The sequence below is a fragment of the Pseudoalteromonas atlantica genome (assembly GCA_007988745.1).
GTDB lineage: Bacteria > Pseudomonadota > Gammaproteobacteria > Enterobacterales > Alteromonadaceae > Pseudoalteromonas > Pseudoalteromonas atlantica.
This window is the reverse complement of sequence record BJUT01000010.1, coordinates 46,991-70,244: the sequence shown is the minus strand read 5'-3', so window position 1 is coordinate 70,244 and position 23,254 is coordinate 46,991. Positions and strand designations below refer to the sequence as shown.

Here is a 23,254-nt window from a genome sequence, read left to right as displayed (position 1 = left end):
TTGGGCAATACCTGTTTTATTGCCCTATAAAAATTACCCGTATTTTGTAACTTGTACCAAATAACCCACCTAGCTCCTGTTTTTTTATTTTTAATGCATTGTTTTTAATTGAGTTTATGTTGGCACGGTTTACGCAACCTGTACCTTATACAGTCAACTTAGTAAGGAATGCACATGCAAGTTAAAACAATTAAAGAAGTGTACGATTGGACCGTTTTATTTCACACACAAATGGCGGCAAATTTTTACAGCGTTAAGGAGTTACTTGATGAACGTAACGCGATGCTAGTGGACTATTATTTAGATTATGAAAAAAAGTTAGCTGAAGACTTAGTTGGCTTTAAAGCAATTACAGAGATCAACACCTTAGATACTTACAGCTACGAATACTTTGCAGACAACCCCGAGTTAATTACGTTTAACGATATTAGCAAAGACCAAGAATTTGATGAAAAGGTGATTCAAAACTACCTCTCTGAGCAGCACAAAAAAGTAATTGAACTTTACGAGTACTTATTAGAGCGCGCTGAGACAGAAAACGGTAAAGAAAAGCTCGAGCAAATTTTAGAGCTTGAAAAGCAAGGCGTTAAGCAAATGATGCAAAGCTCAAACCGCCATATGGATATGTAAACCTGATAAAATAACCTGGTTTTATCTTTATAGGTAAAGCTTCAAACGCCCTTGGGTTTACCCCGAGGGCGCTTTATTATGTGTGCTTTACATGGGTGTAAATAAAGCAGCAAGCTCACTTTAAAAAGCGCGTGTCGCAATTACATTACTTTAGAACAAACAATGTCACAGGCTTTTAATAGCCTTATAAAATTAAACGCACTCAAACTGAATCCCTGCTTTTTTAAGATAGAGCTGCTCTTGCTCTAGGTCTGCTTGTAGCAATGTATGCTCTTGCAAATAGCTGTTACTAAACTTAATAAATAACCCTAAGTTGCTTGCGCTTATTTCCATATCCGGCTTTAAGCTCACTTGGCGCTTTTGATTAAATAAAATGGCCAAGCGTAAAATAACAATCAGTTTAAGCACGTGCTTTTGAGAAATAGTTAAAAACTCAGGCAGCTCAGTCAGTTTAATTTTTTTACGATAAAAGCGTATAAGTGAGCTTAAAATAAGTTGCTCTTGCTGCGTAAAACCGGGCAATTGACTATTCGCCACTATATAAGCGCTGTGTTTGTTAATCCCCGATGAGTTAATTGATAAACCAATTTCGTGTAATTTTGCTGCCCAAGTTAATAAAGCAATATCGTCGTTATTATCTAAATGCCATACATTTTTTAACTGTTTATAGAGCCAAATAGCCGTATCAGCAACACGCGCTGCATGCGCTTTATCAGCGGTGTAGCGCTCACTTAAATTATTAATGGTGTTTGAGCGAATATCTTTATCGGCAAGCTTTTGCTGCATTTCGTGCAGCAACCCTTCGCGCAACGAAAAATCGCTGTAGGTAAGCTCTTTAATGGCAAACTCTGTAAATATCGCAATTAAAATTGCTAAACCACCACATATGCTTTGTTGGCGCTCGGGTGTAAGCCCTGCAATAGCTAAGTTATCAATATGTTTAGCACTAATAAATTGCTGTTTTAACGCGAGTAAATCATCGTAAGTAATTTTAGGTTGCTGCGGATTTGTGGCGCTTATCATCGCTAATATTGACTTTATAGTGCCCGAGGTGCCAATTACTGTTTGCCAATTTTCGCTTACATAATTAGAAAAAATGGCTTCAAGCTCTTGCTCGGCTCTTATTTGCGCTTTGTTAAAGCGTTTGGCCGAAATTTTTCCATCGCTAAAAAACTGCTTTGTAAAGCTAACGCAGCCCATATTACGGCTAGATAAAAGCTTATGCTTGAAATGTTTACCTATTATAAGCTCGGTACTGCCACCGCCAATATCGATCACTAAGCGGTTTTCTTCATTATGAACATAATGCGCAACGCCCTGATAAATAAGGCGCGCTTCTTCTTGACCTGCAATTACATCAATATGAAAAGGAAACACAGCGCTAGCTTGGGCTAAAAAGGCGTTAATATTTTTAGCACGCCTAAAAGTGTAAGTGGCAGCTACCTTTACATTACTTGCGGGGAACTCATGTAAGGTTTTAGCAAATTGCTTTAGTACCACGAGGGCGCGGTCTATTGCAGCTTGGCTTAAGCGAAATTTATCATCTAACCCATCGGCTAAATAAACGCGTTGTTTTTCTTTGTGCAAAATTTGCAAAGTGCCGTTTACTTCTCGGGCAACCACTAAATGAAAGCTGTTGGAGCCTAAATCAACTGCGGCTATTGAAGGGTGATCATTCATTATAATAAGTGTGTTCCCATTTTTTTAGATAATCGTAAATTGCTATCTGAGAGCGAATTTTTTTACGGTTACCCCTTCTTACATAAGCGTTTTTTTGCTCGCTATCAATAATGCGTGCTTTGGTACGGTCTTTAAATTGTAGCTCTAATATATCAACTATAAGGCGTTTTAACTTAACATCCAAAATAGGAACACCTACTTCAACACGATGATCTAGGTTACGTGTCATCCAATCAGCAGAAGATATAAATACTTTTTCATCGCCATTGTTACCAAATACCATTACGCGAGGATGCTCTAAAAAGCGATCAACAATACTAATTACCTTAATATTATCGCTAAGTTTAGGCACGCCAGGGATGAGCGAGCACATGCCACGTACAATAATTCTAATTTTAACGCCGATTTGACCAGCTAGGTAAAGCCTGTCTACCAGCTCTTTATCGACGAGGTTATTTATTTTTACCGTTATTTTGCCTGGTTTGTTGTTTTTAACATGGTCAATTTCGTTATTGATTAAATTAAGCAGCGTTTCACGGGCATTAATTGGCGAAAGCATTAAGTAGTCAAATTTGAACGGTTTATAACTGCTTTCTATAAATCTAAATACGCTGTCGCTTTCTTCACAAATACCAGTGTGGCGAGTAAATAGGCTAAAGTCAGTGTAAATTTTGGCTGTTTTTTCATGGAAATTACCAGTGCCAATATGAGCATATTTTACTATTTGGCCTTTTTCTTTACGGTGCACCACACATAATTTACTGTGCACTTTTAGTGCGGGTATACCAAAAATCACTTTAATACCTGCACTGCTTAGCACTTTTGCCCATTCAATATTATTTTGCTCGTCAAAACGTGCTTTTAGCTCAACCATAACGGTCACTAATTTACCGTTTTGAGCGGCATTAATTAACGATGAAATCAGCCTAGATTTGCTCGCTACACGATAAATATTAACCTTTATTTGCGTAACCTTAGGGTCGAAGGCCGCTTGGCGCACATATTCAAGCACATGATTAAAAGTATGATAGGGGTAATACAGTAAAATATCTTGCTCGCTAATAGCGTCAAATACACTGGCATGTTTATTAAACGCACTACTTTGCAATGCTGGGAGAGGTTTGTTTTCTAAATATTGGCGCCCTACATTAGGAAACGATATAAAGTCTCTAAAATTACGATAACGCCCCCCAGGAATTAACGCATCATGATGCGTGACACCGAGGCGCTTTTTCATCACTTTTAGCATGTTTTCAGGCATGGCTTGATCGTAAACCAACCTTACTGGCTCAGCATAAATACGTTGTTTTAACCCTTTGGACATTTTATCAAGTAAGCCAGCCTCTAGCTCGTCGTCTAGGTTGTACTCTGCATCGCGAGTTAATTTAATTGCATAACCGGCAATGCTTTTATAAGAAAAAAAGCTACTAAATACATCGTTTAAAAAGTAAGTGATGACATCATCAAGCATTACAATGGTTTTATGGCGGCGGGTTTTTTCTGGAGGCAGGTTTATAAAGCGATCAACCCTGTCGGTGGGTACCTCAAGCATTGCGTAATAACTTTTTTCATCACTCATTTCTACAAATAAGTAGGTCATGGTGTCGTTTATATAGGTAGAGAAGTCTTTGTTCTCGTTTAGCAAAATAGGAGAGGTATGTTGAAGAACGTGATCATGAAAGTAATTTTTTAACCAGTTTAAATGAAACTCACTGAGCTCATCGGGGCGACTAACATGAATGTTATGATGGTTTAAGTCGGTTAATACCTGCTGATGTATGTGGTTAAATTTTTTACCTAGCTGGAGTACTTTTTTTTGTATCTCACTAAGCAGTATTTCGTCTTCTTCAAAATTAGCATCGGGGAGTTTATTTAATAAAATTCGGCGCTTTACATCAGCAACGCGCACTCTAAAAAATTCATCTAAATTATTAGAGAAAATGCCCAAAAAACGCATGCGCTCAATAATCGGGTTATTTTTATCTTTAGCCTCTTGTAGTACACGCTCGTTGAATGACAGCCAGCTTAATTCTTTTGCAAAATATTCAGTTGTTTGAGGGGGCTCTATATGGGCATTCATATCTATTCCGTTATCAGGATATGTTTCAAATTTAATTTGGGGCTGTGCGTGCGCTTATGAGGTTTACAATGTAAAAAGCGATAAAAGTAGTAATAATCAGCCCTTTTTATTCAAACATACGCCAGTTAGATGACATAAAAATGACTACCATGTCATTTTTATGTCAACGGCGTTTGGGCTATGCCTCTTCAATATCTACAATTAAATCACTGGTAATCGATTCAAGTGCATCAATAACTTCTTCTTTATTCATACCACTGGGTAAAGTGACTGTAGCTACGGCACTAAAAATAGGCACTCCCCAATTTGGCGCACTTTGTTGCCTTGAGTTTAAGTGAGTAATGCTAGCGCCTTTGTGGCGTATTACACTTGCCAGCTCCTGAACAATGCCCGGGCGGTCATTGCCAGTAATGACAAAATTTATTTGCTCTTTGCTACTTGGCTCTACTTCTGTGTTGCCAGTTTCAATCCGTACGTCGAGTTTAGGTAAGGCATTTAATGCGTTTTGCAATGCTTCAAAGTGCTCTTGCGCTACTTCTACCTGAATAATACCGGCAAAGTGGCCTAGTAAGTGGCTTAAATTACTGCTCAGCCAGTTACCCTTATTTTGCAAGATAACCGATGAAATACTTTCTACTAATCCGGGCCGGTCTTGCCCTAAAATGGTGATCACCAACTGCTTCATAAATAGCTCTCTCTAAGCCTGAAAATGTAAATGCGTAGGCATTAAGTGTTTATAACGTTTCTATCATTGTAGTGGGTAATATAAACCCATAAAAAACTAATTGTTTATTATTACTTATTTGTGTCTTTATCGTTGAATTTTTTTAACTTTAGCGCTGCGGTCTGGTTTCGTTATACATAGATTTAGTATTGTCTGCGTTAAATTGTTTGTCCAATAAAAGCACAAATTAGTTCCCATAAGAAGATAAACTCACACTGAATTTATTAACAATTTTATAGCACTTTTGATAATAAGTGTCATTTATGAACCATAACATTTATTTTTTTCATGCTTTGAGCGCTATGCACTTTATTTAACCATAAAAGTGTTAACAACTAATGCGCCATAAAAGCATAAATTTAGTCATCTTCAGTAGGGCAGTAAAACGCGTTATTAAATAGCTAAATAGGCACTAATTTAGGGCATTTATATTAAATATTTCCCCTTTTTTGTATCGATTTATGTTGTGGCATATCAGTGAGTAACAATTAAGCAAGCGCTGTCATTAGAAAAAAGGACTGATTTTAAAGCGTTTAGGCGGGTATTTATTACATCTGTAACATTACTGTCATCTTGATGAAATATAATTTGTAGAACGACAGAATTAAAGGGTGTTTTGATGACTTCCAATCCGAATAAGCCGACTTTAAATACGGATCGAAGCCGTCTATTTAAAGACCGGTTTGCAAAGTGGGGTATTTCCGCAGGCGGAGTAATGGTATTAATAGCATTGTTATTAATATTCTTTTACCTTCTTTATGTAGTACAACCAATTTTTGAATCAGCAAAAGTAGAAAAACGTAACAGTTTTAACGTTGCTAATGCTGAACAAATTGTGGGCTTAGGTGTTGAGGAGCAAACTGAGGTTGCTTTTTTACTCTCTCAGCAAGGAAAGGTAGATTTTTATAGTGTGCAAGATGGCAGCTTTGGTAAAAAGCTTAAAACATTAAGCGCCGAGCTACCTAGTGATGCATCAAGCTTTGCAAACAGTGCGCCGTTTCAGGGGCATTATGCGTTTGGTTTAGAAAATGGCTCAGTGGTGCTGGTAGCACCTAAGTTTTTAGTTACTTTTCCTAACAACGAAAGAAAGCTAACGCCACGTTTAGATTACCCACTTGGCAAAATGGCATTAGAAGTTGACGAGCAAGGTGCTGCCATTAAGCGTTTTGCATTTAGTCATTACGAAGATAAAACAGCCGTGGTTGCTTTAACCGAAGACAAACGCGTTTTATTTAGCAGCTTTGTTGCTGAAGAAAACATGTTTACCGGTGAAGTAGAATGGGTAGTTGAGCGCACTGAGCTTAATATTGAAGGCCGTGTTGATGAGCTTTTAATTTCGCCAGACACCACCCGCACATTTGTACGTTCTGCAAATCAAATTTATGTTTACGATACACGCTATCCAAGCGAAGTAGAGCAAATTCAGCTGCTTTCGGCTAACGAAGAAAGTGCTAACTTAGTGTCTGCGCAGCTACTTGCTGGTGCTAACTCACTCATGCTTGCAAACGATAACGGTGAAGTATCGCAGTGGTTTGAAGTCAATACAGACAGCGGCCGTGAGTATCAAAAAATTCGCTCGTTTGAAACAACTAAACAAAGCAAGCTGAACATTTTTACCGAGTTTTATCGTCGAACTTTCTTCACCACGAGCAGTAACGGTGAGTTAGGTGTGTATTACACCACAAGTGAGGCAAAACTTTGGCAAGGTAAAGTAAGTGATGGCGAGATTAAAAACTTTGCTATAGCTCCGCGCTCAAATGCCGCCCTTATTTTAGCCGATAAACAACTAACCGTATTAGAAATTCATAATGAGCACCCAGAGGTTACCTGGTCTGCACTTTGGCAAGAAGTGTGGTACGAAGGTTACCCTGAGCCTGGTTATATTTGGCAATCTACATCGGCAAGTGATGACTTTGAGTCTAAATTTTCATTGGTTCCTATTTCGTTTGGTACGTTAAAAGCAGCGCTTTACGCCATGCTATTTGCAGTACCCATTGCGCTTTCTGCCGCTATTTACACCGCTTACTTTATGTCGAGCGAGCTGCGTAAAGTGGTAAAGCCAACGGTAGAAATTATGGAAGCCCTCCCAACTGTAATATTAGGCTTTTTAGCAGGCCTGTGGTTAGCGCCACTTATAGAAGAGCACCTACCTGCTATTGTCGGCTTATTGATTTTATTACCGTTAGGTGTATTAGCAACAGCACTAGGTTGGACTAAGTTGCCAGCGAGTATTCGCCATAAAATCCCTGAAGGGTCGCACTCTATTTTACTTATTCCGGTTGTATTATTTATAGGCTGGGTATCGTTTGCAATGAGCGAAACAGTAGAGCTTTGGATGTTTGACGGAAATGTACGTCAGTACCTAACTAACGAGCTGGGTATGACGTTTGACCAACGTAACTCTTTAGTTGTTGGTATTGCGATGGGCTTTGCCGTTATTCCTACTATATTCTCGATTGCAGAAGATGCCGTATTTAGTGTTCCTAAACACTTATCAAATGGCTCACTAGCACTTGGTGCTACGCAGTGGCAAACGCTAGTACGTGTTGTACTACTTACAGCAAGCCCAGGTATTTTCTCTGCCGTGATGATGGGACTTGGTCGTGCAGTAGGCGAAACCATGATTGTATTAATGGCAACAGGTAATACGCCAATTATGGATTGGAGTATTTTCCAAGGTATGCGTACGCTTGCAGCAAACATTGCGGTAGAAATGCCTGAATCAGAAGTAGGCAGCTCGCACTATAGAATATTATTCTTAGCAGCATTTGTACTATTCATATTCACCTTTATTTTCAACACAGTGGCTGAGTTTGTTCGTCAGCAACTGCGTGAAAAATACAGCTCAATGTAAGTGGAGAGACACGACATGGTAAAGCAGTGGTTTAAGTCTGGTTCTCCTTGGATTTGGATGACAGGTGGTGCGGTAAGCATCAGCTTAATTTCAGTTCTCGGTTTATTAGCAATGATAGCTTGGAAGGGATTAAGCTTTTTCTGGCCATCTGAGGTAGTTCAATTTGAGCTAGAAGGGTCTATTTCAAAACAAACCATCATTGGTGAAGTTTACGACCGAGAACTTGTGCCTACAGCGCGTTTAGCTGCAACAGGTATTGATGTATCAGATTTTAATAAAGACGAAGTTGAGCGTTTACTTATAAAAACAGGTAACCGCGAATATGTAGATTTAGATTTTCGTTGGATATTAGAAACCGATATTACTGAGCAAAGTACACCGGCTACGCTTGCTGTATTTGAGCGCAGTAAAAACGGTAACTTTTATGGCTACATAGAAGGTGTAATTAAAGATGGAAAGCCGGTTACTAGCGATAAAATCGAAACCTTACATGAGCTAGTAGAGCGTGCGGTTGATTTAAACGACGAAGCGCTTGATTTACAAAATGGCGACATTGGTCATATCAACTACGAATTAGAGCGTCTTCGCTTACAAGAAAAGGCGTACCTACTTGATGACGAACTAACCGATGAGCGTGTTGCCGAGCTTGCTCAAGCACGTGCCGAGTTACGTAACGAATATGCAGTACTTGAAAAAGAGTTATTTGCACTGCGTAAAAAAGCCAAGCGTGACCAAGTTTTAGTTAAGGACATGCGTGGTGAAGTAGTCACCATTCCACTGTATCAAGTGCTTGATGTTTGGTTGCCTAACGACATGGGCTTTTTCTCAAAGTTAGGTCATTACTTTGTACAACTGGGTAAGTTTGTATCAGACGACCCACGTGAAGCAAACACCGAAGGCGGCGTATTCCCTGCTATATTTGGTACAGTATTTATGGTTATGCTGATGGCCGTTATTGTGACCCCATTTGGTGTTGTAGCTGCAATTTACTTACATGAATACGCAGCTAAAAATGCAGTAACTAAGATGATTCGTATTGCGGTAATTAACCTTGCCGGTGTACCGTCTATTGTTTACGGTGTATTTGGCTTAGGCTTTTTTGTTTACATGTTAGGTGGTAGCCTTGACCAACTGTTTTACCCAGAAGCTGCGCCTACGCCAGTATTTGGCACGCCAGGTGTTATGTGGTCTGCGCTTACATTAGCTATTCTTACATTACCGGTTGTTATTGTATCAACCGAGGAAGGTTTATCGCGTATTCCTAGTACAGTGCGTGATGGTTCATTAGCGCTTGGTGCCACCAAAGTTGAAACCTTATGGCGTATTATTATTCCTATGGCAAGCCCAGCAATTATGACAGGTTTAATACTTGCTGTTGCTCGAGCGGCCGGTGAAGTTGCGCCGTTAATGCTCGTAGGTGTGGTAAAAATGGCCCCTACGTTACCACTTGATGGCAACTTCCCTTATTTTCACTTAGATAGAAAGTTCATGCACTTAGGCTTTCATATTTATGATGTGGGCTTTCAAAGCCCGAATGTTGAAGCGGCACGCCCGCTGGTATACGCAACGGCCTTCTTATTAGTGTCGGTGATTATTACCCTCAACATAACAGCGATAGGCATACGTAACCATTTACGTGAAAAATTCAGATCGCTTGAACACTAATTAGTAAAGAATTATAGGTAACAAACATGATTACAGTCGCTCCACAAGTAAACCAAGCTAACAAAAGCTTGAAGTTAGACTTAGAAAACTTAACTGATGACCAAAAAGCGTTAGAGATTAAGGACCTTGATCTTTACTATGGTGAAAAGCAAGCGCTTAGCAAAGTAAATATGAATATTCCGAAAGGCCAAGTTACGGCGTTTATCGGTCCATCTGGTTGTGGTAAATCAACGCTATTGCGTTGTATTAACCGCATGAACGATTTAGTTGATGTGTGTCGTATTGAAGGTGAAATATTACTTCACGGCCAAAACATTTACGATAAAAGTGTAGATGTAGCCGCGCTTCGTCGTAACGTGGGTATGGTGTTTCAGCGTCCTAACCCATTTCCTAAATCAATTTATGAAAATGTGGTTTATGGCCTACGCTTACAAGGTATTAAAGAAAAGCGTAAGCTAGATGAAGTGGTAGAACAATCACTTCGCGGTGCGGCTTTATGGGATGAAGTAAAAGACAGATTACACGATAGTGCATTTGGCCTATCAGGTGGTCAGCAACAGCGTTTAGTTATTGCCCGTTCAATTGCGATTGAACCTGAAGTACTATTACTTGATGAACCAACATCGGCACTTGATCCAATTTCTACTTTGGTTATTGAAGAGCTAATTAACGATTTAAAGAACAAATTTACCGTTGTTATTGTGACACATAACATGCAACAAGCAGCGCGTGTATCTGATCAAACGGCCTTTATGTACATGGGCGAGTTGATTGAATACTCAGACACAAATACCTTATTTACAACGCCAAGCAAAAAGAAAACGGAAGACTACATTACAGGCCGTTACGGCTAGTCGTATACGTTTTAGTGTTGTAAACGAATTTAAGAGAAGGTAATTATGGAACATAATATAAATAAGCATATTTCTGGGCGCTTTAACCAAGAGCTAGAAAATGTTCGTAACCATGTACTTAACATGGGTGGCCTAGTTGAGCAGCAGCTAAGCAGTGCATTAGATGCAGTAAGTCGCAATGATGCTGAACTGGCACAAAAAGTACGCCAGAACGATTACAAAGTAAATGCAATGGAAGTTAGCATTGATGATGAATGTACGCGCATCATTGCTCGTCGTCAGCCTGCAGCGAGCGATTTACGCTTAGTAATTGCTATTGCAAAAACGATTGCCGATTTAGAGCGCATTGGCGATGAAGCAGAGCGCATTGCTAAAGTGGCACTTGATTCATTTACTAAAGATCAGCAAGATTTATTAGTGAATATTGAAAACATGGGTCGCCAAGTTTTAAAAATGCTACACGATGTACTTGATGCGTTTGCGCGCATGGATGTACAACGCGCCTTTGAAGTACATAAAGAAGATGCAAAAGTTGACCGTGAATATGAAGCAATCACGCGTCAAATTATGACTTACATGATGGAAGATCCACGCTCAATTCCTAAAATTATGGATTTAGTATGGTCTGTACGTTCATTAGAGCGTATTGGCGACCGTTGCCAAAATATTGCGGAATACATTATTTATTTTGTTAACGGCAAAGATATTCGTCATACATCTCAAGAAGATATAGAAAAATCGTTGTAGGTTTTTATCTATCATTCTTTTTTATTAAAGCGGCTTAGTGCCGCTTTATGCATTGTTAGCCATGATGAAATAATAAAAAGCGTTCACAATCGCGGCTAATACTGTAAAATTCATGCTGCAAAGCATATCAATTTGATTAAAGGGTCAGTTATGCCTACAAACGCGTTTTTAGGAGTATTTGCAAAATCTCCTATCAAACCAATGGAAGAACACATCAAGAAGGTTCATCAAGCAAGTAAAGCCTTGATACCTTTTTTTAATCACGTATTTAAAGAAGAGTGGCAGCAAGCAGAAGAGCTTCGCTTAACTATTCGTAATTTAGAGCGTGAAGCTGATGATATGAAAAGAGATATACGCTTACAATTACCGCGTGGTTTATTCATGCCGGTAGAGCGTACAGATCTGCTCGAACTCGTAACTCAACAAGATAAAATAGCAAATAAGGCTAAAGACATTGCAGGGCGCGTAATTGGCCGTGAAATGACAATTCCTAGCGCTATGCAAGCAGACTTTTTAGCTTATCTAACACGTTGTGTTGATGCGACTAAACAAGCATCAAAAGCAATTAATGAGTTAGAAGAATTGTTAGAAACGGGCTTTAAAGGTCGCGAGGTGACTTTAGTAGAAAAAATGCTCGTAGAATTGGATGCCATAGAACAAGACACGGATGAAATGCAAATTAAAGTACGCCGCCAACTACGCGATGTAGAAAGCGAGCTAAACCCAATTGATGTTATGTTTTTATACAAAATAATTGAATGGGTTGGCGAACTTGCAGATATTGCAGAGCGCGTAGGATCACGTCTTGAGCTGATGCTAGCTCGTTAATTTATAAAAATCAGTTCAAACGAAAGATTAAGGTTACACAATGGATATCATTGCATCTTACGGCACGGTATTAGTTTTAATTGCCGCAGCAGTCGGCTTTTTTATGGCTTATGGTATTGGCGCGAACGACGTTGCTAATGCGATGGGTACTTCGGTAGGTTCAAAAGCGTTAACAATTAAACAAGCAATTATTATTGCTATGATTTTTGAATTTGCTGGTGCTTACTTAGCAGGTGGTGAGGTTACATCAACAATCCGTAAAGGTATTATTGATGCTGCGCCTTTTGCTGCTCTCCCTGATTTAATGGTTTTAGGTATGATCTCTGCACTTTTTGCAGCAGGTACTTGGCTATTAATTGCCTCATTTTTAGGTTGGCCTGTTTCAACAACTCACTCAATTATTGGTGCAATCATTGGTTTTGCATTAGTTGCAGTGGGTACAGAGGCTATTCAATGGAATAAAGTAGGTGGTATTGTAGGTAGCTGGATTATTACACCTGCTATTTCGGGCTTTATTGCTTACTTAATCTTCATGAGTGCGCAAAAGCTGATTTTTGATACTGATGCACCACTTAAAAACGCAAAACGCTTTGTACCTTTGTACATGGGTTTAGCGGGCTTTATTATGGCGCTAGTAACAATCAAAAAAGGCTTAAAGCATATAGGTATTAACCTAGGCGCTACTGAAGGTTATTTAATTGCGATCGCGATTGCTGTGATTGTAGCTATTATTGGTAAAATTGCGATTTCACGTTTAAATATCGACCCTAAAGCCGATAAACAAATGCAATTTAATAACGTAGAAAAAGTATTTGCGGTATTAATGGTATTAACAGCGTGTTGTATGGCGTTTGCGCATGGCTCAAACGATGTAGCGAATGCAATTGGTCCACTTGCTGCGGTTGTGAACATTGTTGAAAGCAATGGTGAAATTGCTAAAAAAGCGGCTATTGCTTGGTGGATTTTACCACTAGGTGGTTTTGGTATTGTTGCCGGTCTTGCTATTTTAGGTAAAAAGGTAATTAAAACGATAGGTGAAGGTATTACTCACTTAACGCCTAGCCGTGGTTTTGCTGCAGAATTAGCTGCTGCGTCTACCGTTGTTATTGCATCAGGTACAGGTATGCCAATTTCTACTACACAAACCTTAGTTGGTGCGGTATTAGGTGTAGGTATGGCACGTGGTATTGCTGCACTTAACATGGGTGTTATCAGAAACATTGTAGTTTCTTGGGTAATTACATTGCCAGTTGGCGCTGCCCTTGCTATTGTTATTTTCTACGTACTAAGAACCGCGTTTGGGGTTTAACAAAAAAGTACTCAAAGACTTTTAGCTTGAAAAGATCTCAACGCCCTAGGTGTTGGGGTCTTTTTATTTGTGGAAAGAAAAAATGACCAACCTACCAAGTATTAAACAGCTACAGTATTTATTAGCTGTACATCAGCACCAGCATTTTGGCCGTGCAGCAAGTGCGTGCTTTATTGGGCAATCTACTTTAAGCAGTGCAATTCAAAACCTTGAAGAAACACTCGGTTGTCAGCTAATTGAGCGAGAAAATCGCAGCCTTATGTTTACCAGTATTGGTGAAGAGGTCGTTGAGCGCTCTCGTAAAATTATTAACGATACAATTAGTTTAAAAGAGCTAACCAAAAGCTTTTTAACGCCACTCAGTGGTAAGTTAGTGGTAGGGGTTATACCCACTATCGCCAGCTTTATAGCGGCGCCTTTGTATCACTTTTGTAAGCAAACCTTTTGTGATTTAGAGTTGGTACTTGTTGAAGATACCAGCGACAAGTTATTAGATAAGCTTGAACACGGCCATATTGATTTAGCCTTATTAGCCTTACCGTACCAAACGGAGAAGTTTCATACTCAAGTATTGGCTAAAGATCACTTTAGTTTAGTGCACCATAAAGATTACAGCCCTGCTAAAGGCGTTGAAGACTTTAACTTGTTACCCGATGCTAGTGTGTTTTTATTAGAGCGAGAGCATTGTATGACGGGGCATGCATTGAGTGCGTGTCATCTAAACCGCTCAAGTTGTATTAACCCTTTTGAAGCTGCAAGCTTACATACCTTATTAAGCATGGTAGAGCATCAGTTAGGGGTTACATTTTTACCGCAAATGGCGATTAATGCGGGCATTCTTAAAGATAAAAACATGATAGCAACCCCATCGCAAGGCGATGCCTACAGAGATATAGGCATACTGTGGCGTAAAACCACAGGAAGAATTCGCGACTTTAAGTTATTCAGCCAACAGCTAGAAGTGTTTTTGGCTCGCCAATGTAGCTTAGACTTTGAGAGTTAAGCCTATTTACCTTTAAGGTTAAAGTGCAGCAGTAATATGTTGCTTTAGGTAAACAGGGTCTGTGAAGTGTGGTTATTGGTCACTATTAAGCACTCGCGTAGCATAAACAAAACAGCAGCCTACAAGGGCTGCTGTTTGCTATGTGTTTGGCTTTCAAAGGGTTCGAGTTCGGGTAGAAAAAGCAAGTAAATCCAAACCACTACATTAAAATACGGGAGTAGGCCTAAAGTAGCGAATACGCCTACTGGGTAGCCCTTTAGCTGCGCGTACCGGTAGCACTGATACGCAATTACACAATGTATTACGAGAAGTAAAATAATCAACTGCGTCATACCTTCCTCCTTAAACCTGACAAGCTTTAACCTCTATGTAATTGCTAGTCATGTATGCTTATAGGTAATGTCATGTATGCTTATAGGTAATGTCATGTTTTTATTGTTAAATCATCAAAATAACAAGACATTTACTAAGTGGTACGTAAAGTATAGGCAATAAGTGCAATAATGATAGTAATAAAATGCTTAAAACTGTTTAAAAATGTTTAGCTGGCGCTAGTGTGTTGTTGGATAAAAGGTTTCTTCTGGTAAATAATTTTAAGCGTTGATTGTACTTTTTCTACAGGCACGGGACGGGCAATAAAATAGCCTTGTCCGTAGTCAACACCAATCTCTTTTAGTGCAAAAAATATCTCTTCGCTTTCTACGTATTCTGCCACAGAGCGCTTATCAAGGGAGCGGCTTATATCGTTAATGGCCTTAACCAGTGCTAAGTCAATGGGGTCGTTAATCATGTCGCGTACAAACGAGCCATCTATTTTTACATGTTGTGCAGGTAACTGTTTTAAATAGTTAAATGTGCTAAAGCCTGTACCAAAATCATCAATAGAAAAATGACAGCCTAAACTGTTTAGTTTTTCTATCATTTTACGGGTGGCTTTTAAATTGTTAACTGAGGCTGACTCGGTAATTTCAAAAATAATACGCGAAGGCGGTACGTGGTATTTTTCTAGGCTCGATTCTATATGTGGCACTAAGCGCTCATCTAAAAACGATTGGGCAGAAAGGTTAATAGCCACTTGATTTAAATCTGGGTGTTCAGCCACGCTAGCAATGGCATTGCGAATAACACATTGGTCCATTAAAAAGGTGTCGTTTAGCAGCTCAAGAGAGGGAATAAATTGATTAGGGAAAATAAGTTTATCGTCTACTTTTAAACGCAGTAACGCTTCAAAATAAGCCACTTTATTGGCTTTAAAGTCCCATATTGGCTGATAGTGCAGCTCTACGTTATCTTGCTGAAGTGCTTGTCGAATCTCATGGCCCCACTCAAGCCCTGTTTGCAAGGTGTTATTTTGCGCATCTTCTTTTGAGTAGCAGTGGACTAGGTTACGGCCTAAACTTTTAGCAATATATAAGGCTATATCGGCTTGCTTGAGGCACTCACTCGGGTCGCAATTTTTAGCTGTTATTTGCGTTAATCCAATAGAGCAGCTGATTGAATACACTTGGTCTTCAGATTTAAACTCGTGCTGTTCAATCGCGCTACAAATACTCTCTGCAATTAGGTGAGCGTCAAGCAGCTGCGTATTTTTTAAAATAACAGCAAATTCGTCACCGCCTATTCTACACACTAAATGTTTAGCGCTAATGTTGGCTTCAAATAATTGAGCTACATCTTTTAGTACAATGTCGCCTTGTTGGTGGCCTTTGCTGTCGTTAATTATTTTAAAATGATCTAAATCGATGTAAATAAGTGCGTGCTCTACATCACCATAGGTGTGCTTGGTTTGGCATATTTTATTGAGTTGTTGATCAAAATAATAACGATTATGTAAACCTGTTAGCGTATCGTGCAAGGCTAAGTGGCGCAGCTTTAATTCAGCTTGTTTACGCTCGTGTATGTTGTCGATTGTGGCAGTAATGGTGGCATTATTACGGCTGTTTTTTATTAGCTGTAAGCGGCATTCCACCCAAATCTGATTGCCATTTTTATGATTAAGTTGAATCTCGACTTGCTGCTGGTGCATGCCGCCATTAAGAATATCGTTAATGGTCGTATTTAGTTTTACTTGGCATTCATCAGAGCAATAATCGATTAATGATTTTTGCAAAGACGATTTAACCCCAAAGCCACTTAGTGTTTCCCAAGCAGGATTGATAAAGCGAATTTTACCTTGTTGGTCGAGCTCTAAAACCACCGTATTTAAATGCAGCAAAATGCGTTGGTGCGCCGAAAACAGCTCTTTGTAGCGTACTTCGCTAATACTTAACTGTTCAACCTTTTGGGCAAACTCAGCATAACTAACCATAAAGTCTTCACGGCGCGCAGCATGGTCACATACTTTATTTAAAAACGAAGGGTCGTATGGCGCTCTTATAAAGTCGGTAACGCCGGATAGCAGCAGCTGCTCTGCATAGTCGGCATCGTTATTATCAATAATAGTTACAATGGCTTGTTTAGGGTTATGTTGCAGTATTTCTTCGACTAAAACACTTGAAGTATCTGCGCGCGACGCGGTTGCATCAAGCAGTACAATAGCAAATTGTTGTTGGTTGTAAGCATTTAAAGCACTTTGGCTTGAGGTGACATGGGTAATGGCAAAATTGAGCTTAAGTTGCTCTGCTATTTCATCGGCTTTTTGCGCTATTGGTTCAAGCAAGAGTAAATTAAGGCGGCTGCTTTTTTCTAAATGCGTAGACAGAACATTGGCCAGCACCTGCGGCAGCATATCTTGGTGCTCAAAAGGCAGTACGGCATCTATGCCATAACTACGAGCGGTGGTTTCTGCTATACGCTCACAGTAAATAGGCGGAATAAGTAAAATAGGGGTGTTTTTTGGGGTGTTAAGTAAGCCTGAGCGGATCATGCGAGAAAAACGCCAGCCATCTATTTTCCCCACGCTTAAGCCCGTAATAATCATGTTTACTGGCTGCTTTTTTAACAGGGTGAGTGCATCTAGGCTATCTGCGGCTTCAATAAATTCAAATACGTTTAAGTACTCTAAAGTGGCGCGTATAGTGCGGCGTTCTTCGCTACTTGCGTTTAGAATGAGCAACTTCAGCTTATCTGCCACTTTTTTATAACCCCAAAACTAAACCATCATTATTAAGGACAGTAAGAATAATGATATTTACCAATAAGAACAAGATTATTTAAAGTAGTTACTCAAATGTATCTAAAATAGGGCGAATCCTCTCAACTGTGGTAGATATCTTGAGCTTAGCCGAGGATAGATATACACTTGGCGCGATTTTAATGATGTGGAATACCGACTATGCGCGTGGCTGACTTTAGCTTTGACTTACCTGATGAATTAATTGCTCGTTTTCCTAAACAAGAAAGAACCAGTAGCCGTTTACTAACCCTAGATGGCCCAACTGGCAACGTTGAACACAAAGTGTTTAGCGACCTACTTGATTTAGTAAACGAAGGTGACTTATTAGTATTTAATAATACCCGCGTTATTCCTGCCCGTATGTTTGGCCAAAAAGCCTCTGGCGGTAAGGTCGAAGTACTTGTAGAGCGTGTAGTTGATGAACACCGCGTACTTGCCCATGTAAGAGCAAGTAAGTCGTTAAAGCCTGGTAACGAAGTTATTTTAGAAGGCAAAGCAAAAGCGACAATGATCGCGCGTCACGATACGTTATTTGAGCTTGAATTTGATCGCAGCCAAAATGTACTCGATATTCTAAACGACATTGGCCACATGCCTTTACCTCCTTACATTGACCGCCCAGACACCGAAGCTGACCGCGAGCGTTATCAAACCGTTTATGGCGAAAAGCCCGGTGCAGTAGCAGCGCCTACAGCAGGGCTGCATTTTGACGATAAGCTAATGGCGGCATTAAAACAAAAAGGCGTAAACATGGCGTTTGTTACGCTACATGTTGGCGCAGGTACGTTTCAGCCGGTGCGTGTAGAAAGCGTAGATGAACATGTCATGCACTCTGAATACATTGAAGTACCTGATGAGGTGGTTCACGCTGTTGCTAATACAAAAGCTAACGGTGGCCGTGTTATAGCTGTGGGAACTACTTCTGTGCGCTCGCTGGAGTCGGCAGCAAAAGTACACGGCGGTAAATTAGAGAGCTATTTTGGCGATACCGATATTTTTATTTTTCCGGGTTATCAGTTTAATGTAGTTGATGCCATGGTGACTAATTTCCACTTGCCAGAATCAACCCTCATAATGCTAGTAAGTGCCTTTAGCGGCCAAGATAACATTATGGGCGCGTACAACACGGCTATAGAACAAAAGTACCGCTTTTTTAGCTACGGCGATGCGATGTTTTTAACACGTAAATAAGCACGTTTTTATCCGGTACCGTTTTTAAAAGCCCAGCTCGCACGCTGGGTTTTTATTTGCCTGCGCTAATACGCAGTGAATTTAGCGCAGCTAATAGTAATAACGGGGCAAAAAGGGTAGAATCGAGCGGTTAAATTATAGCTTGTTGGACTGTTTTTCCGACATTGAGGATGATATGAAATTTGAATTAGACCGCACCGACGGAAAAGCGCGCCGCGGCCGCTTGATTTTTGACCGTGGTGTAATAGAAACGCCTGCATTTATGCCAGTAGGTACTTACGGTACTGTTAAGGGCATGACCCCAGATGAAGTTAAAGCCACAGGGGCACAAATTTGTTTGGGTAACACCTTTCATTTAATGCTACGCCCAGGTACTGAAATCATTAAACAACACGGTGATTTACACGACTTTATGAATTGGGACTTTCCAATTTTAACCGACTCAGGTGGTTTCCAAGTATTTAGCCTTGGTGCTATGCGTAAAATTACCGAAGAAGGCGTGTTGTTCCAATCGCCGGTAAATGGTGACCAAATTATGATGTCGCCTGAAAAATCAATGGAAGTACAGCGTGATTTAGGCTCAGACATCGTCATGATTTTTGACGAATGTACGCCATACCCTGCCACCGAAAAAGAAGCAAAAGACTCAATGGAGCTATCGCTTCGTTGGGCTAAGCGCTCTAAAGAAGGCCACGGCGATAACCCATCAGCCTTATTTGGTATTATTCAAGGTGGTATGTACCCAGAGTTACGTGCACAATCACAAAAAGGCCTAGAAGAAATTGGCTTTGATGGTTACGCATTAGGCGGCCTATCGGTTGGTGAGCCTAAAAACGAAATGATGAATATTCTTGATCATTGTGCGTACAAAATGCCAGAAGACAAACCGCGCTACTTAATGGGTGTAGGTAAACCTGAAGACTTAGTTGAGTCTGTACGCCGTGGTATTGACATGTTTGACTGTGTAATGCCTACCCGTAATGCACGTAATGGTCATTTATTTATTACCACAGGTACAATTAAAATTCGTAACGCAGTACATAAAACAGACACTGGCCCACTTGATCCTGAGTGTGATTGTCATACCTGTAAAAATTATTCGCGTGCTTATTTACATCACCTTGATAAATGTAACGAAATTTTAGGCGCACGACTAAACACAATCCATAACTTACGTTACTATCAGCGTGTTATGGAAGGCCTACGCAATGCAATTAGCGAAGGTAAACTAGAAGAATTTGTTAGTGATTTTTATGCTCGCCGTGGCCAAGACGTGCCAGAGCTTGCAGATATAAATTAAAATTTAAAAATATAGAGGAAGTATTATGAGTTTATTTATTTCAAACGCACACGCCGCTGCTGGTCAACCTGCTGCAAGTGGTGGCTGGGAAATGCTAATTATGTTAGCTATTTTCGGTTTAGTTTTTTACTTTTTAATTTACCGCCCACAAGCTAAGCGTGTTAAAGAGCACAAAAGCCTTATGAGCGCGATGGCTAAAGGTGATGAAGTACTTACCCAAGGCGGTTTAGTAGGTAAAATTGTTAAAATTACTGAAGATAAAGATTTCATCGTGATTTCTTTAAATGAGCAAGCTGAAGTAACAGTACAAAAATCGGCAGTATCTGCTGTATTGCCTAAAGGCACAATGAAGTCACTATAAAAATAAAAAGGACATGCCTGTGTTAAACAAGTTTCCAATTTGGAAGTATTTACTTGTTTTAGCTGTGGTAGCCATTGGCCTTTTATATGCTTCTCCAAACCTGTATGGCCGCGATCCGGCCATTCAGGTTTCGGGGGCAAAAGGCGCAGATGTCGATCTCAGTGTAGTAGACAAAGTAAACGCAACCCTCAAACAACATAATGTAACAGCTAAGTCTACCGTGCTTGAAGGCGGCCAAGTATTAGTACGTTTTAAAAATGTTGAAGAACAGCTAAAAGCGCAAGACTTACTGCGTAATTCTCTTAGCGACGATTATATCTCTGCTATTAATATGGCACCTGCGCAACCTGCATGGTTAAAATCATTGGGTGGTAACCCTATGAAGCTAGGTCTTGATTTAAGTGGTGGTGTTCACTTCACCATGGAAATCGATATGGCAACCGCGGTAGATAATCAGCTAGAGCAAATGGAACAAGATTTTCGTAGCGACCTACGCGAAGAAAAACTTCGTTACCGTAGTGTTCGCCGCGTAGCGGGATCTGAGCGTATGCGTGTAGAAATGCGTACCGAAGAAGATAAAGAAGCGGCTGAACGCTTTTTAGCATCGCGCTACCCACTAAACGTATACATTGATGATAGCAGTAACGATCGCGCATTTTTTGCCACTATGAGTGAGCAAAAGCTTAAAGAAATACGTGACTACGCTATTAAGCAAAACGAAACCATTATTCGTAATCGTATTAACCAAATTGGTGTTGCAGAGCCTAACGTACAGCGCCAAGGTGCTGAGCGTATTATTGTGCAACTACCAGGTGTACAAGATACAGCACGCGCTAAAGAAATTTTAGGTGCAACGGCCACGCTTGAATTTCGTGAAGTAGACGAAAACGCAGATCCAAGTGCTGCTGCTCAAGGACGTATTCCTGCGGGCACAGAAATGATCATGAGCCGTGATGGCTACCCTGTGGTACTTAAAAAACGTGTCATTCTTGAAGGTAGCCATATCACTGGTGCGCAATCAGGAAACGACGAATACCAGCGCCCACAAGTAAGCATTACCTTAGATAGCAAAGGCGGGGCAAAAATGAATGCCTTTACCAAGCGTGCTATTGGTAAGCGCATGGCAACGGTATTTATTGAATACAAGCCATCGGGTAAAAAAGATGCTGACGGTAAAGCACTTCCACCTATTAAGGTAGAAGAGGTTATTAACGTTGCGACTATTCAGGCTCGTCTTGACCGCTCATTCCGTATTACAGGTATTGATAACCCAGCCGAAGCCCACAACTTAAGCTTACTATTACGCGCCGGTGCATTAGTAGCGCCAATTCAAATTGTTGAAGAGCGCACAGTAGGCCCAAGCCTAGGTCAAGAAAACATTGAAGCCGGCATGACAGCTGTAGCCCTTGGCTTTGCGTTTGTACTTGCCTTTATGCTTATTTACTACAAAGGGTTTGGTTTAGTTGCCAACATTGCACTAGCAGCTAACTTAGTGCTTATTGTAGGTGTAATGTCGTTAATCCCAGGAGCCACTCTAACGCTGCCAGGTATTGCCGGTATTGTATTAACAGTGGGTATGGCGGTTGATGCTAACGTACTTATTTTTGAGCGTATTCGTGAAGAGCTGGCCGATGGCCGCAGCCCTCAACAAGCCGTTCATTTTGGTTACGATAGCGCCTTTAGTACTATTTTTGATGCCAATATTACCACCTTAATTGCTGCGGTTATTTTATTTGCAGTAGGCACTGGCCCTATTGCAGGTTTTGCCGTAACGCTGGCAATTGGTATTTTAACTTCAATGTTTACAGCCATAGTTGGTACCCGTGCGGTAATTAACTTATTTATTGGTGGTAAGCGCATTGATAAACTTTCAATTTAAGGAGCGGACATGCAAATTTTAAGTTTGGGTGGTAAAACCCTACGTTTCATGTCACTTCGTAAAGTGGCAATGGGTTTTTCTACGCTATTAATTTTAGCGTCGTTTGCCTCAATTTTTATCAAAGGTTTAAACTTTGGTTTAGATTTTACTGGCGGTACCGCTGTAGAGGTTGGTTTTTCGCAACCTGCAGATTTGAAAAAAGTACGCTCAGTATTAGCTGAAAACGGGTTTGCCGATGCCTCAGTGCAGCTGTTTGGTTCTAGCCAAGATATTTTGGTTCGTTTAGCGCCGCGTGGCAGTGAAGTAAAAGCCGAAGTTATTGGTAACCAAGTTATTACTGCCTTAAAGCAAGCTGATGAGAGCGTAGTAATGCGCCGCATTGAGTTTGTAGGCCCAAGCGTAGGGGAAGACTTAAAAGAGCAGGGTGGCCTTGCCATGTTAACTGCGCTTATTTGTATTTTGATTTACGTGGCATTTCGCTTTGAGTGGCGTTTTGCTGTGGGCGCGGTAGGTGCACTATTACACGATGTAATTATTACAGTGGGTTTGTTTTCTGTATTAGGGTTAGAGTTTGACTTAACTATTTTAGCGGCAATATTGGCGGTAATTGGTTACTCACTTAACGATACTATTGTTGTATCTGACCGTATTCGTGAAAACTTCCGTAAAGTACGCATCGACGACACTATCGAAATTATCGACATGTCGTTAACGCAAACACTTAACCGTACACTTGTAACGTCAATCACCACTATTTTGGTATTGATTGCGCTATTTGTGTGGGGCGGACAAACCATTCATGGCTTTGCTACAGCCCTGTTATTTGGTGTGTTCATTGGTACTTATTCTTCAGTTTACGTTGCAAGCTCGGTAGCTATTACCATGGGCGTAAGTAAAGAAGATTTAATACCAGAGGTAATTGAAAAAGAAGGCGCAGACCTAGACGCATTGCCGTAATAGAGTTAACGCTAAATAAAACCGCTCAATTGAGCGGTTTTTTATTGCGCGCGGTTTTATAGAGCTTGGTTGCTTTA

18 protein-coding genes are annotated in these 23,254 nt (G+C 40.3%); 13 read left to right on the top strand and 5 right to left on the bottom strand.

The window, feature by feature from the left end:
- Positions 1–174 precede the first annotated feature (174 nt).
- Positions 175–630, top strand: a complete 456-nt coding sequence (locus PAT01_RS06990; RefSeq protein ID WP_004587628.1) for a hypothetical protein — start codon at positions 175–177, stop codon at positions 628–630.
- A 192-nt stretch (positions 631–822) separates the two neighbouring features.
- On the opposite strand, the gene ppx is transcribed toward PAT01_RS06990, so the two are convergent.
- The 3 genes from ppx to PAT01_RS06975 all read right to left on the bottom strand — a co-directional run bounded on the left by ppx (position 823) and on the right by PAT01_RS06975 (position 5,075).
- Positions 823–2,310: an exopolyphosphatase gene (ppx, locus tag PAT01_RS06985; protein WP_154945211.1), complete on the bottom strand. Its 1,488-nt coding sequence runs from the start codon at positions 2,308–2,310 to the stop codon at positions 823–825.
- Positions 2,303–4,390 (bottom strand): polyphosphate kinase 1, encoded by a 2,088-nt coding sequence (ppk1, locus tag PAT01_RS06980; protein ID WP_004587626.1) that lies wholly within the window; start codon positions 4,388–4,390, stop codon positions 2,303–2,305. The genes ppx and ppk1 overlap by 8 nt, the downstream gene beginning before the upstream one ends.
- A 178-nt stretch (positions 4,391–4,568) precedes the next feature.
- Positions 4,569–5,075 carry a glycine cleavage system transcriptional repressor gene (locus tag PAT01_RS06975; RefSeq protein WP_024031441.1) on the bottom strand — a complete coding sequence of 169 codons (507 nt, stop codon included), beginning with the start codon at positions 5,073–5,075 and terminating at the stop codon, positions 4,569–4,571.
- 658 nt (positions 5,076–5,733) lie between these two features.
- On the opposite strand from PAT01_RS06975, the gene PAT01_RS06970 reads away from it, so the two are divergent.
- The 7 genes from PAT01_RS06970 to PAT01_RS06940 all read left to right on the top strand — a co-directional run bounded on the left by PAT01_RS06970 (position 5,734) and on the right by PAT01_RS06940 (position 14,374).
- Positions 5,734–7,968, top strand: coding sequence for an ABC transporter permease subunit (locus PAT01_RS06970; protein WP_154945210.1), 2,235 nt, complete (start codon positions 5,734–5,736; stop codon positions 7,966–7,968).
- A gap of 15 nt (positions 7,969–7,983) precedes the next feature.
- On the top strand, positions 7,984–9,633 hold the full coding sequence (pstA, locus tag PAT01_RS06965) for a phosphate ABC transporter permease PstA (RefSeq protein ID WP_138579517.1): 1,650 nt from the start codon (positions 7,984–7,986) through the stop codon (positions 9,631–9,633).
- Positions 9,634–9,659: 26 nt separating this feature from the next.
- Positions 9,660–10,487: a phosphate ABC transporter ATP-binding protein PstB gene (gene pstB, locus PAT01_RS06960; RefSeq protein WP_004587622.1), complete on the top strand. Its 828-nt coding sequence runs from the start codon at positions 9,660–9,662 to the stop codon at positions 10,485–10,487.
- A gap of 45 nt (positions 10,488–10,532) precedes the next feature.
- Positions 10,533–11,234 carry a phosphate signaling complex protein PhoU gene (gene phoU, locus PAT01_RS06955; RefSeq protein WP_004587621.1) on the top strand — a complete coding sequence of 234 codons (702 nt, stop codon included), beginning with the start codon at positions 10,533–10,535 and terminating at the stop codon, positions 11,232–11,234.
- A gap of 150 nt (positions 11,235–11,384) precedes the next feature.
- Positions 11,385–12,062 carry a TIGR00153 family protein gene (locus PAT01_RS06950; protein ID WP_004587620.1) on the top strand — a complete coding sequence of 226 codons (678 nt, stop codon included), beginning with the start codon at positions 11,385–11,387 and terminating at the stop codon, positions 12,060–12,062.
- Between the two features lie 40 nt (positions 12,063–12,102).
- Positions 12,103–13,371 (top strand): inorganic phosphate transporter, encoded by a 1,269-nt coding sequence (locus PAT01_RS06945; RefSeq protein ID WP_024031439.1) that lies wholly within the window; start codon positions 12,103–12,105, stop codon positions 13,369–13,371.
- A gap of 82 nt (positions 13,372–13,453) precedes the next feature.
- Complete coding sequence (locus PAT01_RS06940; RefSeq protein WP_004587618.1) at positions 13,454–14,374, top strand: hydrogen peroxide-inducible genes activator; 921 nt, start codon at positions 13,454–13,456, stop codon at positions 14,372–14,374.
- Between the two features lie 119 nt (positions 14,375–14,493).
- On the opposite strand, the gene PAT01_RS20225 is transcribed toward PAT01_RS06940, so the two are convergent.
- Together PAT01_RS20225 and PAT01_RS06930 are read right to left on the bottom strand one after the other, a co-directional pair.
- Entirely contained in the window at positions 14,494–14,706 is a 213-nt protein-coding gene (locus PAT01_RS20225) for a hypothetical protein (protein ID WP_154945209.1), read from the bottom strand.
- 209 nt (positions 14,707–14,915) lie between these two features.
- Entirely contained in the window at positions 14,916–17,447 is a 2,532-nt protein-coding gene (locus PAT01_RS06930) for an EAL domain-containing protein (protein WP_121638044.1), read from the bottom strand.
- A 201-nt stretch (positions 17,448–17,648) separates the two neighbouring features.
- On the opposite strand from PAT01_RS06930, the gene queA reads away from it, so the two are divergent.
- The 5 genes from queA to secF all read left to right on the top strand — a co-directional run bounded on the left by queA (position 17,649) and on the right by secF (position 23,177).
- Complete coding sequence (gene queA / locus PAT01_RS06925) at positions 17,649–18,680, top strand: tRNA preQ1(34) S-adenosylmethionine ribosyltransferase-isomerase QueA (RefSeq protein WP_154945208.1); 1,032 nt, start codon at positions 17,649–17,651, stop codon at positions 18,678–18,680.
- Positions 18,681–18,855: 175 nt separating this feature from the next.
- Positions 18,856–19,980 (top strand): tRNA guanosine(34) transglycosylase Tgt, encoded by a 1,125-nt coding sequence (gene tgt / locus PAT01_RS06920; RefSeq protein WP_004587614.1) that lies wholly within the window; start codon positions 18,856–18,858, stop codon positions 19,978–19,980.
- A 25-nt stretch (positions 19,981–20,005) separates the two neighbouring features.
- Positions 20,006–20,341, top strand: coding sequence for a preprotein translocase subunit YajC (gene yajC / locus PAT01_RS06915; RefSeq protein ID WP_004587613.1), 336 nt, complete (start codon positions 20,006–20,008; stop codon positions 20,339–20,341).
- Between the two features lie 19 nt (positions 20,342–20,360).
- Positions 20,361–22,220 carry a protein translocase subunit SecD gene (secD, locus tag PAT01_RS06910; protein ID WP_004587612.1) on the top strand — a complete coding sequence of 620 codons (1,860 nt, stop codon included), beginning with the start codon at positions 20,361–20,363 and terminating at the stop codon, positions 22,218–22,220.
- 9 nt (positions 22,221–22,229) lie between these two features.
- Positions 22,230–23,177 carry a protein translocase subunit SecF gene (secF, locus tag PAT01_RS06905; protein ID WP_004587611.1) on the top strand — a complete coding sequence of 316 codons (948 nt, stop codon included), beginning with the start codon at positions 22,230–22,232 and terminating at the stop codon, positions 23,175–23,177.
- Positions 23,178–23,254 lie beyond the last annotated feature (77 nt).

Excerpts from the sequence above, each read along its gene's own strand:
- pstA (WP_138579517.1), top strand. The coding sequence starts at position 7,984 with ATGGTAAAGCAGTGGTTTAAGTCTGGTTCTCCTTGGATTTGGATGACA.
- PAT01_RS06940 (WP_004587618.1), top strand. The coding sequence starts at position 13,454 with ATGACCAACCTACCAAGTATTAAACAGCTACAGTATTTATTAGCTGTA.
- PAT01_RS06975 (WP_024031441.1), bottom strand. The coding sequence starts at position 5,075 with ATGAAGCAGTTGGTGATCACCATTTTAGGGCAAGACCGGCCCGGATTA.
- ppx (WP_154945211.1), bottom strand. The coding sequence starts at position 2,310 with ATGAATGATCACCCTTCAATAGCCGCAGTTGATTTAGGCTCCAACAGC.
- PAT01_RS06970 (WP_154945210.1), top strand. The coding sequence starts at position 5,734 with ATGACTTCCAATCCGAATAAGCCGACTTTAAATACGGATCGAAGCCGT.
- PAT01_RS06950 (WP_004587620.1), top strand. The coding sequence starts at position 11,385 with ATGCCTACAAACGCGTTTTTAGGAGTATTTGCAAAATCTCCTATCAAA.
- PAT01_RS20225 (WP_154945209.1), bottom strand. The coding sequence starts at position 14,706 with ATGACGCAGTTGATTATTTTACTTCTCGTAATACATTGTGTAATTGCG.
- phoU (WP_004587621.1), top strand. The coding sequence starts at position 10,533 with ATGGAACATAATATAAATAAGCATATTTCTGGGCGCTTTAACCAAGAG.
- secF (WP_004587611.1), top strand. The coding sequence starts at position 22,230 with ATGCAAATTTTAAGTTTGGGTGGTAAAACCCTACGTTTCATGTCACTT.
- tgt (WP_004587614.1), top strand. The coding sequence starts at position 18,856 with ATGAAATTTGAATTAGACCGCACCGACGGAAAAGCGCGCCGCGGCCGC.
- yajC (WP_004587613.1), top strand. The coding sequence starts at position 20,006 with ATGAGTTTATTTATTTCAAACGCACACGCCGCTGCTGGTCAACCTGCT.
- PAT01_RS06990 (WP_004587628.1), top strand. The coding sequence starts at position 175 with ATGCAAGTTAAAACAATTAAAGAAGTGTACGATTGGACCGTTTTATTT.
- pstB (WP_004587622.1), top strand. The coding sequence starts at position 9,660 with ATGATTACAGTCGCTCCACAAGTAAACCAAGCTAACAAAAGCTTGAAG.
- ppk1 (WP_004587626.1), bottom strand. The coding sequence starts at position 4,390 with ATGAATGCCCATATAGAGCCCCCTCAAACAACTGAATATTTTGCAAAA.
- queA (WP_154945208.1), top strand. The coding sequence starts at position 17,649 with ATGCGCGTGGCTGACTTTAGCTTTGACTTACCTGATGAATTAATTGCT.
- PAT01_RS06945 (WP_024031439.1), top strand. The coding sequence starts at position 12,103 with ATGGATATCATTGCATCTTACGGCACGGTATTAGTTTTAATTGCCGCA.